This is a genomic window from Lentzea fradiae, from assembly GCF_900100955.1.
GTDB lineage: Bacteria > Actinomycetota > Actinomycetes > Mycobacteriales > Pseudonocardiaceae > Lentzea > Lentzea fradiae.
The window spans coordinates 357277-367840 of record NZ_FNCC01000011.1 but is presented as its reverse complement, the minus strand read 5'-3'; the positions used below and the strand labels follow the sequence as shown (position 1 = coordinate 367840).

The following is a 10564-nucleotide window of genomic DNA, read 5'->3' as shown; positions in this document are numbered from 1 at the left end:
GACGGCGCCACACCGCTGGTGCACTCCGACCAGGGCTTTCAGTACCAGCACGCCTCCTGGCGCACCCTGCTCGACGACGCGGGCCTGACCCAGTCGATGTCACGGCGGGCCAACTGCCTGGACAACTCGATGGCCGAGAACTTCTTCGGCCACCTGAAGGCAGAACTGTTCCACCACAACAGGTTCGACACCGTCGAGGAGTTCACCGCGGCACTGGACGACTACATCAGCTGGTACAACACCACCCGCATCTCCACCACGCTCGAGGGCCTGAGCCCGGTCGAATACCGAGCCCAGGCCCTCGCGGCCTAACCTTCAGTTAGCCAGTCCAACTTTCGGGGCCCAGTTCAGGGAGGGTGCGCACCCTTCGTTCGACGCTGCTGCCGTGCACCCTGCATCGCACGGCAGTAGCGTCGAACACATGTCCGTCAGCGACTCACCCGTGGACCGGGTCAAGGAGCACATCCGGCGTTACGTCGAGACCGACGGCGCCGATGGCCACGAGTGGCAGCCAGGGGTGTTCACGCTCCTGCTGACCACCAGGGGACGCAAGAGCGGCGAGCTGCGCCGCACCGCGTTGATCTACCAGCCCGACGGTGACGGCTACGCGGTCGTGGCGTCGCAGGGCGGAGCGCCGACCCACCCGGCGTGGTACCTCAACCTTCAAGAGGACCCGGTGGTGCACGTGCAGGTCGGGGCGGACAAGTTCCAGGCCCACGCCCGCACGGCCGGCCCCGAGGAACGGGACCGGCTGTGGCGGCTCATGACCGAGGTCTGGCCCGACTACGACGACTACCAGAGCAAGACGGACCGCGAGATCCCCGTCGTGGTGCTGGAACCCGTCAAGGGATGACGACGGCGGCGCCGGTCACCGTGACGCGGCGGTCCTCCCGCGTGGCGTCGACCTCCAGGCGCGACGGCCTGCCCATGTCCTCGCCCTGGCTGATGACGAACCGCTGCGGCCCTTCGAGGTCGCGCAGGTAGCCGCCGAACGCCGCGGCCGCCGCGCCCGTCGCCGCGTCCTCCACCACGCCGCCGACCGGGAACGGGTCGCGGGCGTGCACGAGGTCCGCGGACTCGCGCCAGAACAGGTGCACGGTCGTGAGGTCGTGCGCCAGCATCAGGTCGCGCAACGCGTCGAAGTCGTAGTCGAGCGCCCGCAGCTGGTCGCGGTCCTTCAGCGGGACCAGCAGGTGGCGTGCGCCGCCGAAGCCGACGTGCACCGGTCCGTCGCCGATCTCGGTGTACCCCAACGCCTTCAGCGCGTCCGACACCAGTTCGGGGTCGGCGGGCTCGGTGCTGGTCGGCACGCTCGTCAGCGACGCCCGGCCACCGCCGGTCTCGATGGAGACCTCACCGGCGGGCGTGTGGAACGTCAGCGGGCCCTCGCCGATCCGCTCGGCCAGCGCCACGGACGTCGCGATCGTGGCGTGCCCGCAGAACGGCACCTCCGCCTTGGGGCTGAAGTACCGCACGTCGAACACGCGCTCCTCGGTGCGCGGGAACACGAACGCCGTCTCCGAGTAGCCGACCTTCGCGGCGATGGCGAGCATCTCCGCGTCGGACAGGTCGCTCGCGTCCAAGACCACACCGGCCGGGTTGCCGCCTGCCGGGTCTTCGGTGAAAGCGCTGTAGCGCAGCACTCCGGTGTCGCTCATACCCCGCTGCAACGCGTAGCAGTGCTGAAGTCTTCCGTGCAGGTACGTGCTGGTGAAGTAGGTCAGACCGGCCTTCTCCAGCACCCGGCCGGACGCGGTGTTTTCCGCCTGGTGGCCCGCGATGACGCGGTCGGCGATGGCGAGCGCCTTGTCCCGCAACGCCTCGGCGACCCGCGTGGCGAGGCCCCGCCCCCAGTGCGCCGGGTCGATCCAGTAGCCGATCTCGATCGTGCCCAGGTCGCCTTCGAGCATCTGCGCGACCCCGACCACCTCGCCCTCGACGACGACGGCGTGCATGCCGAAGCCGTGCTCCTCCCAGTGCTGGAGCGCCTGCTCGTGCCGCAGCTCCACGTACTCCCCGGTCCACGGCCTGCCGTCGCCGATGTACGTGGTCATCCTCCGGTCGGTGGCCCAGCGCAGGAAGGGCTCGAAGTGTTCGTCCTGCCAGCGCACGAGTTCCATGAGACCCATCGTGCCCCAGCGGACACCGCCTCGGACCGCCCTTCCGCCAGTGCGCTCCGTGACAACACCTGCCGCTAGCGAGTCCCTTTCGCGTTTCTCCTGCGGTACGCGGGGGCCCCGCGTTCGCGTCACGAGTACGCGGGGCCCCCGCGTACTAAAAGCAAGTCACGTTGAGTGCCGTGATCTGCTGTGTGGGTGACACGCGAGCGGGTGTGGCGGCAGGGGGTGCGAAGTGGTCAGGGGAACTGCGGCAGGAGGCCCTCGCAGGTCCTGACCACGACCTGGGCGGCCCGGCGGTGGTCGTGGGACGCGTGCACGTCGGCGGCCTGCGCCTGCCAGCGCACCAGCGCGTCGAGCAGCGCCTCCCGCAGCTCCCGCTGGTCGGCCTCGTACTCGAACCCCAGCCGCACGGCCGGGGCCGTCCCCTCGGCGCCGACGAGCCGCAGCGCCTCGGTCTGCAGCTCCGCCGGGAGCTTCGTGCGCCCGGACTGCACGGCGGCGACCAGCCGCAGCTCGCGGAAGTCGTGTGCGGAGGCGACCACCCGTTCCAGGTCGGCCACCAGCTTGCGGGCGGCCTGCCGCGGCTCCATCCGCAGCAGCACGTCCAGCGCCAGCAGCGCCGACCGCGCCTTCAGGACCTCGCGGCGTTCGGTGAAGTGGACCGCGATCGAGTCGCGCAGCTCGCCGAGCCCGCTGCGTTGCACCAGCTGACCGGTGAGCTTCACCTGCGAGTCGAACCCCTGCCGCACCAGCGCGGTGACCAGCCGGACGCCGAAGATCCCGAACCGTTCGAGCAGCGCCTGCCGCACCGCCGGGTCCATCGGCAGCGGGAACCGCTCGCCGGCGAACCGGTCCGCCGACAGCAGGTGGTCCTCCAGCTCCTCGCGGCCCAGTGACGCGAGCGCCCGCAACGCCTGGAACTCGTCCTCCCGCAACGTCCTCGCGGCCACCGCGAGCAGCCCGGCGACCGAGACCACGTTTTGGCACAACGGTTGCACGGCGGCGTCACGCCGGTAGCGGCGGGCGATCTGCTTGGCCGACGACAACGCGTCGATCCGGCCGCCGCCGATCTCGTCGGCCCGCGCGAGCACCGCCACGGTGTGGACCGCGGCCGTGCGGGCGATCGGGTGGTCGTGGGCGGACTGCAGGAACCTCAGGTCGTCGTCCTGCACGTGCCGCATCAGGTACAGCACCGCGTCCGCGTCCCCGAGCACCTGTTCCGGCGACGCGTCGGACGGGGTGTCGATCAGCACGACGTCCCGCAGCGTCCGCGCGGGCCACTCGACGACGATCCGGTCGGCGCGGTCGAACTGGCCGGTCTCGACGTGGTGCCGCGCGCCCCGCCTGCCGATCGCGACCTCGTGCGGGCGGCTCGGCCCGGAGAACACGTGCGCCCGCGGCCCGGTTCCGCCGCGGTACCAGACGAACGAGCTCTGCGGCGTGAACTCGTCGCCGATCAACGCGTTGACGACGGTGGTCTTGCCGATGTGCGACCGTCCGGCCACGGCGATCCGCACGGGCTCGGCGTAGCGCTCGGCCTGCGCGCGCAGCCACGCCGTGGCGCGCGGGCTGTCCTGGTAGATGCCCCGCGCTTCCTGCAACATCGTCCAGACGACGCGGTCCAGCGTCACGCGGAGAGCTCCATCGTGGGGCCCCCGAGCGCCTGCACCCGCTTGTACAGCGTGACGAGCTTGTCGAGCTCCTTGCGGCCCTCCCGCATCCGGCGCTCGCGTTCGGTCTGGTCGTCCTGGACCGCGCGCTTCGCGCTGCGGGCCGACTCCATCAGCGTCTCCTGCAGCTCCTCGGCGAGCGTGCTGAAGTGGTTGCGCAGCGAGCGCTGGATCTGCCGCCCCGAGTCGCGGACGTCCTTGGACGCCTTCACGAAGAAGTCGTCGACGTGCCGCTGGGCGGCGGCCTTGGCCGCGGCCTGGCGGCGCTTCAGCCGCTGGTCGCTCTCGTCCATGATGGACTTGCCGCCGAACAGCGCGCCCGCGCCGAGCGAGATCACGTTGATCAGCGGCATCCCGGCGAGCGAGGTCACCAGGCCGAACATCAGCACGCCGCCGTAGGAGCCGCGCAGACCCGTGAAGACCTTCTGCGGCACCGAGAACGGCTCGATCTTCGGCTTCTCCAGCTTGCTCGCGGGCTCCAGCAGGTCGTCGGGCAGCACCGAACCGGGGATCAGGTCCTCGCGGTAGACGGGGAAGTTCCGCGCGACCTTCGCGGCCACCCACTCCGCGCGTTCCATCAGCCAGGCGAAGTTCGTGGTGGCGGCCTCGTTGAGGTTGTCCTCCAGCCACTGCTCGAACTTCTCCCAGCCGATCGCCGGGTCGGCCTCGTCGTAGGTCTTCTCGACCTCGCGCAGGATCCGGCGCGTCCTGTCGCGCAGGTCGTACTCGACATCGGAGATCAGGTCGGCCATCTCGTCGTTCAGCACGTTCTGCCAGCGCGCGGAGCGGCGGCGCAGCTCGTCGACGCGCCGCTGCGCCTCCTGCAACGTGGAGATCGTCGCGCTCGTGTGCGACGAGTCGTGGGCCGTCAGCTCCTCGCGCAACGGCGTGACGAGCTGGGTGATCGCGCTCGACGCGACGACGGCGACGGCGCGGCGGGCCAGCAGGTCGGCGGAGGCGACGATGTCGCGCTGCACGCACGCCAGCAGCTCCGGGAACCCCGACTCGGTGTTGAGCCGCTGGTCACCGGTCTTCGCGGCGCGCAGCCGCAGCGCGGACGACACCGGGATCAGCTTCGCGGGGACGCCCGCGCGGGCCAGCAGGGCCCTGTTGCGCTCCACCACGGCCCGCCAGCTCGGCACGAGGTCGATCTTGGTGACGACGACCGTGACGTTCGGGCACGCCTCCATGACCTTCTTGAGCAGCGCCATCTCCGCCGTCGTCAGCTCGCCGGTGGCGTCAGAGACCAGCAGCACGGCGTCGGCCTGGATGAGCGTGGCGAACGTGCCCGCGGTGTGCGCGGAGCGGGTGTCGCCGACGCCGGGGGTGTCGATCAGGACCAGCCCGTTGTCGAGCAGCGCGCGGGGGATGCCGATCTCGGCGCGCACGACGTGCTGCGACTGGGCGCTCGCCTGCCTCGTCACCTGCTCGATCGGGACGGCGATGCGCTCGGTCGGCGTGTGGAAGATCGAGCCGTTCGCGGACGCGTTGCGGACCAGCGCCGCCGAGGGCGTCTCGGCGTGCTGGACGTAGGTCGGCACGGTCGTCGTGACGTCGTCGCCCACCGCGCAGACCGGCGCGTTGAGCAGCGCGTTGACCAGCTGACTCTTTCCTTGTTTCGACTCGCCGACGACGAGGACGCGCAGCTTGGGGTCGAGCTGCTGTGCCCGCTTCTCGCGCAGCCGGGCCTCCAGATCGGGCCTCCGGTGCGTGACGCAGGCCCCGATCGTCTCGTCGAGCACGTCGAGCCAGGGCGGTGCCATCACCTGGCTCATAGTGCCGTGTTCACCCCCTTGGGTGAAACCCTCGAACGTCCGGACGGTCTCAGCCGGTCAGACCTGGCCTGTTCGGAGTGCGCGGTGACGTTTCTCACCGAACCCGTCACCCCTCGTGGTCGTTTGGAGTCCGTCCGGAGACGCCGAACCGGCCCCGTCCAGGTGCGACAGGGCCGGTTCGCGGTGGGGTGCCGGCTCAGCCGAGCAGACCACCCAGGTCGAGACCGTGACCGACGACCGGGACGTTGCTCGTCACGTCGGTGACGGTGCCGAGGACGTTGCCGACCCCGGCGGTGTCGCCCAGCAGGCCGGTGGCGGAGCCGGTCAGGCCGGTCGCGGTGTCGAGGACGCCCGACGCGGTGTGCTGGACCTGGCCGAGGGTGTCGTCGGTCTTCACGCCGATGTCGCCCTGGGAGATGCTGTCCAGGCCGGAGACGCCGAGGACGCCGAGGCCCGCGTCGCCGCCGCCGAGCACGCCCAGCGCGTCGTGGGCCAGGCCGGTCACGCCGCCCAGGTGGCCGAGGACGCCGTCGGCACCGGGAACGGCGGAGGCGACGCCCGCGACGGGCGCTCCGACGGTCGCGGTGGCGGTGTCGGCCACGTCGAGGACGGTGCCGGTGACCGGGGACGCGGTCTGGTCGAGGACCGAGGTCACGTCGTTGACGGCGGAGAAGTCACCGTCGACCTTGACGGCACCGGCACCGTAGACGTCGGCGGTGTTGGTGCCGGCCCACACGGTGAGACCGCTCTCGTCGACGGCGAGGAGGCCGGCCGAGGAGGTGGTGAGGTTGTCGAGGGACAGACCCGACGAGGTCAGCTGCGACGCGACGGCCTGCAGCTGGCTGATGGCGCCGAGCGGCCCCTCCGCCAGAACGTCCTCCGCGACTCCGTCGAAGTAGACGCCCTCGAGGGCGGGCAGGCCCGCGGGGGTCTCCGGGAGCAGGTCGATGACCAGCGGGATGACTTCCTGGACGTCAACGGCGGTGATGTCCGCGAGCCCGGCCTGCTCCAGGGTGCCCTGAGCGTCGGCGGCGAACGCGGCCTTGAGGGACGGGTCGCTGAGCAGGTTGAGCACGAAGTCGTGGAGCGTGCTGGGCTGGATCATCAGAGGGAACTCCTGGTGAGGCACGGGGTGTTCGGTGATGGCTGAAAGCTAGGAGAGCCGGTCGCCCCCGGCATCGGGGATCACGCCCAGTCCATCCCCGTTCCCTGACTGGGTGACGCTCGTTGAGCCCCTAGGGGATTAGGGGCGACGCTTGAGTGTCTCTCGTTCACCCGGTAGGTACTGGTCGCTGCTGCGAACAGGTGAGGAAGAGACGTGCCATACGTACTCGGAGTCGATGCCGGGACCACCCGCACGACGGCTGCCGCGTGCCGTCTCGACGGCGGCGGGGACGCCGAGGTCGCCCTCGTGGTCCCGTCGGTGCTGCAGCTCACCGAGGCCGGGACGTTCACGGTCGGCGAGCCCGGTCCCGCGGGCTGGACGGCCACCGGCTTCGCCCGCAGGATCGGCGACGACGTGCCGCTGTCGCTGGGGCCGGAGACGTGCTCCGCCGAGGAGCTGACCGCGTTGCTGGTCATGTGGGTGATCGGCGAGGTCGCCACCCGCAAGGGTGAACAGCCCCGGCACGTGGCCGTGACTCACCCGGCCGGGTGGGGCCCCTATCGCCGCGGGCAGCTCCACACGGCCCTGCGCGCCGTCGGCGTCCACGACGTGACGCTCGTGCCGGAGCCGCTGGCCGCCGCGGAGAACCACGCCGCCCGGTCCCGCGTGCTGCCCGGCGCGAAGCTGGCGGTGTTCTCGCTCGGCAGCCACGCGTTCTCGGCGTCGGTCGTGAAGCGCACGCAGCACCGGACGTTCGAGCTGCTCAACCACGTCGAGGGCGTCGACCACCACACCGGCGCCGACTTCGACGACCTGCTGCTCGCCCTGGTGCGCGGGCGGCTCGGCGCGGACGCCTCGGTGTCCGCCGTCGAGTGCGAGGCGGCGAAACGGGCGCTCGCCCGGCCCGCGCCCGGCCAGCCGGTGGTGGTCGGGGGCGTGGAGATCGGCCGCGACGACTTCGTCGAGGAGATCCGCCCGTCCGTCGACCACCTGGTCGCCACGTTCCTGCGCGCGCTCGGCCCCGCGCAGCCCGACGCGGTGCTGCTGGCCGGCGGTGCGTGCCGGCTGACCGTGATCGGCGACGCGCTGTCCGCGTCGGTCGACTGCCGGGTCCTGGGCGAGGCCGCCCCCGAGCACTCGGTGGCCAAGGGCGCCGCCCTCGCCGCGCGGCTCGTGGTGCTGGGCCCCGAAAGCGAACCCGAACCGCTCGACACGTCCGTGCTGGTGCACACCCGCGAGGCGTCGCTGCGGTTCCCGGTCGGCGAGGTCGAGCGACCGGACGACGACGAGTTCACCACGCCACCGCCCCGCCCGCCGGTGGACGTGCCCCCGCTGGAGCTGCCGCCGAGGCGGGTGAGGCGCATGGCGATCGCGCTGAAACCCGGCGGGCGCCGTTCCCGCTCCGACTCCCGAGACGACGATGAGGACGGCCGTTGAGCGTGACCACGCGAGCCAGGCTGGTGCTGGACGACTCCGTGCGAGGTGTTCTCGACCGGGTCAACGACGCCGCGGTGGGCACGAGCCTGAGAGTCGTCGTCGCGGCACCGGGCGGTCACGGCAAGACAGCGCTGCTCGCGGAGATCACCAACCCCGCCGTGCGCGTGGTGGACGACGCGCACCTGCTGGACGACGCGGCACTGGCCGAGCTGGCCACCGAACCCCTGCTGGTGCTCGCCCACCGCCCGTGGCCCCGCCGTGCCGCGCTGGCCGACCTGACCCGCGGCGCGGTGGTCGTGCCGCTGGCGCCGTTCACCCGTGACCAGGTCCGCGAGTTCCTGCACGCGCCGAAACCGGTGGTGGACTTCGTCTTCGGCCAGACCGGCGGCGTGCCCGGCTACGTCGAACGGCTCGGCGCCGTGACCGAGGTCCCCGCGGAGGTGCTCGCCGCCTTCCGCGCCGAGCTCGACTGGCTGGACCCCGGCCTGCAGAAGTTCCTGCTGGCCGCGGAAGCGGGCGCCGCCCAGCGCCTGGACCTGCTGTCCGCGTTGCTGGACAAGGACTTCGACGAGGTCAGCGACATCATCGAAGCCGCCCGCGCCACCGGCCTGCTCGCCGAGGACGGCACCCTGCTGCCCCTGGCGCACCGGGCGGTCGGCGCGCTGACCCGCACCGAACGCCGGATCGCGGTGCGGCAGAAGCTCGCGCAGCTGCAACTGGAACGCGGCGGTCCGGTGCTGGAGCTCGTCCGCCCGTTGCTGGACACCGGTATCGGCGGTCCCGTGTTCGCCGCCGCGGCCCGCGAGGCGTTGCCGTCCGACCCGGCCCTGGCCGCCCGGCTGTTCCAGGCGTCCACCGGTGGCGGGGCGCCTTCCGGTGAGACCGCCGCGTCCTGGGCGACCGCGGCGGCGATGGCGGGCGATCTGGACGGGGCGTTGCGGCTCGCCGACCAGGTGATCGGCTCGGCCGACTCGTCCTATCGGCGTACCGCTGCCGAAGTGGCGGCTGTCGCTTTGGCGCATCGCGGGCAGCTGGCTCGCAGCACCGAGTTGTTCCGGTGGGCGGCCACTCCGTACGCCGCCGCGTTCGCGGGCATCGGGCTGATCGGCACCGGCCATCGGTTCGAGGAGGTTCCGCCGCAGCCGCCCACGATGCTGGGCGGGGCCGCTTCGCTGATGCTGCAAGGTGTGTCGCAGTCGGTCTCCGGAGCGGAGACGGCCGCACTGTCCACTTTGGTCCGTGCGTCGTCGATGCTGGAACCGGCCGGTGGGGCGGTGTTGCTACCGGACAGCCCGGCCGCGTTGGCCGCCCTGGTGGCCGTGCACTGCGGTGAGCCGAACGTCGCCGAGTCGGTGCTGGACCGGGCCGTGGAGACCGGGACCGGTGGCGTGCTGATGTCCGTGCGGCACCGGTTGTTGCAGGCTTGGCTGCACATGCTGCGGGGCAATCTCGCCGTGGCTCGTGAGGCGTTGATGGCTCTGCGCGGGGCTTTCGAGCCTCGTGACTGGATCTTCGCCGTGGCTCTGGAGGTCGGGGTGGCTCGGCGGAACTCCGACCTGGCCACCTTGCGGCGGACGTGGGAGCAGGCTTGCGAAGCCGTGTTGCGGCATCCTGTCGACCTGTTCAGTCTGTTGCCCCTTGGGGAGTTCGCTGCTGCCGCGGCTCGGTTGAGGGATCAGGAACGGCTGGCGCCGCACCTCGCGCAGGCTCGTGGGTTGTTGCGGTCGCTGGGGGATCCGCCGTTGTGGACCACTCAGCTGCATTGGAGCTTGTTGCACGCGGCGATCATCGATGAGAACACCGGGCTTGCCGAGGAGCATGCCGCTGCGTTGGCGTTGAACCGGGATCGCAGCCGGTACTGCTCGGTTGTGTCCGCGGCCGCCGAGTGCTGGCTGGATGTTGTCGCCGGGAAGGTCGACGCGGACCGGGTTGAGGAGACTGCCCGGGGGCTGCATGCCGTCGGGTTGTGGTGGGACGCCTCCCGGCTCGCTGGGCAGGCTGCCATCCGGACGTCCGATCGGCAGGCGATGGTCCGGTTGCTCGACTGTGCCCGGTTGTTGCAGGGGCGGGCTGTGTCCGCTCGGCGGGTGGTCGGGGACGTCGTCGTCGCCGAGGACGCCGGGAAGTTGAGTGACCGGGAGCGGGAGGTGGCTCGGCTGGTGCTGGAGGGGATGACGTACAAGCAGGTGGGGGACCGGTTGTTCATCTCCGCCAAGACTGTCGAGCACCACATGGCCCGGATGCGGCAGCGGCTGGGGTCCACGTCCCGGTCGGATTTGCTGGCCCAGTTGCGGCACATCGTGGCGTCTTGATCGGTGGACCGTCCTCCGGTGTCCTGCCTGGCTCGTCGGATCTGTGACACGGTTCTCACTTCGGCCGAAAGAAGGGATCCGGGTTGCGCCTTTTCTGCGCGAAATTGCTCCGATTGAGGGGATAAAGGCGGTAACCGTCGGCGAT

The 10564-nt window shown here is 71.3% G+C and carries 8 protein-coding genes; 4 read left to right on the top strand and 4 right to left on the bottom strand.

Annotation, left to right across the window (positions count from 1 at the left end):
* Positions 1-312, top strand: a 312-nt coding sequence (locus BLT23_RS27290; protein ID WP_143036060.1) for an IS3 family transposase, incomplete at its 5' end; no start/stop codon positions are given.
* A 109-nt stretch (positions 313-421) separates the two neighbouring features.
* Positions 422-853, top strand: a complete 432-nt coding sequence (locus BLT23_RS27285; protein ID WP_090053800.1) for a nitroreductase family deazaflavin-dependent oxidoreductase — start codon at positions 422-424, stop codon at positions 851-853.
* Here the strand turns inward: BLT23_RS27285 and BLT23_RS42200 are convergent.
* The 4 genes from BLT23_RS42200 to BLT23_RS42115 form a co-directional block, all read right to left on the bottom strand.
* Positions 843-2120 carry a PhzF family phenazine biosynthesis isomerase gene (locus BLT23_RS42200; protein WP_176946937.1) on the bottom strand — a complete coding sequence of 426 codons (1278 nt, stop codon included), beginning with the start codon at positions 2118-2120 and terminating at the stop codon, positions 843-845. The genes BLT23_RS27285 and BLT23_RS42200 overlap by 11 nt on opposite strands.
* A gap of 236 nt (positions 2121-2356) precedes the next feature.
* Positions 2357-3751, bottom strand: a complete 1395-nt coding sequence (locus BLT23_RS27275; RefSeq protein WP_090053796.1) for a P-loop NTPase family protein — start codon at positions 3749-3751, stop codon at positions 2357-2359.
* Positions 3748-5565, bottom strand: coding sequence for a dynamin family protein (locus tag BLT23_RS27270; protein WP_245744212.1), 1818 nt, complete (start codon positions 5563-5565; stop codon positions 3748-3750). Before BLT23_RS27270 ends, BLT23_RS27275 begins: the two co-directional genes overlap by 4 nt.
* A 196-nt stretch (positions 5566-5761) precedes the next feature.
* Complete coding sequence (locus BLT23_RS42115) at positions 5762-6670, bottom strand: IniB N-terminal domain-containing protein (RefSeq protein ID WP_090053794.1); 909 nt, start codon at positions 6668-6670, stop codon at positions 5762-5764.
* A gap of 213 nt (positions 6671-6883) precedes the next feature.
* Here BLT23_RS42115 and BLT23_RS27260 point away from each other — a divergent pair, with 213 nt between their 5' ends.
* Both BLT23_RS27260 and BLT23_RS27255 read left to right on the top strand, forming a co-directional pair.
* The gene (locus tag BLT23_RS27260) at positions 6884-8107 is read left to right on the top strand and encodes an Hsp70 family protein (RefSeq protein WP_090053792.1); all 1224 of its coding nucleotides are present in this window, start codon (positions 6884-6886) and stop codon (positions 8105-8107) included.
* Positions 8108-8109: 2 nt separating this feature from the next.
* A complete protein-coding gene (locus BLT23_RS27255; protein ID WP_090053790.1) occupies positions 8110-10419 on the top strand; it encodes a helix-turn-helix transcriptional regulator in 2310 nt (769 codons plus the stop codon).
* Positions 10420-10564: the final 145 nt, after the last annotated feature.

Excerpts from the sequence above, each read along its gene's own strand:
- BLT23_RS27285 (WP_090053800.1), top strand. The coding sequence starts at position 422 with ATGTCCGTCAGCGACTCACCCGTGGACCGGGTCAAGGAGCACATCCGG.
- BLT23_RS42200 (WP_176946937.1), bottom strand. The coding sequence starts at position 2,120 with ATGGAACTCGTGCGCTGGCAGGACGAACACTTCGAGCCCTTCCTGCGC.
- BLT23_RS27270 (WP_245744212.1), bottom strand. The coding sequence starts at position 5,565 with ATGAGCCAGGTGATGGCACCGCCCTGGCTCGACGTGCTCGACGAGACG.
- BLT23_RS42115 (WP_090053794.1), bottom strand. The coding sequence starts at position 6,670 with ATGATCCAGCCCAGCACGCTCCACGACTTCGTGCTCAACCTGCTCAGC.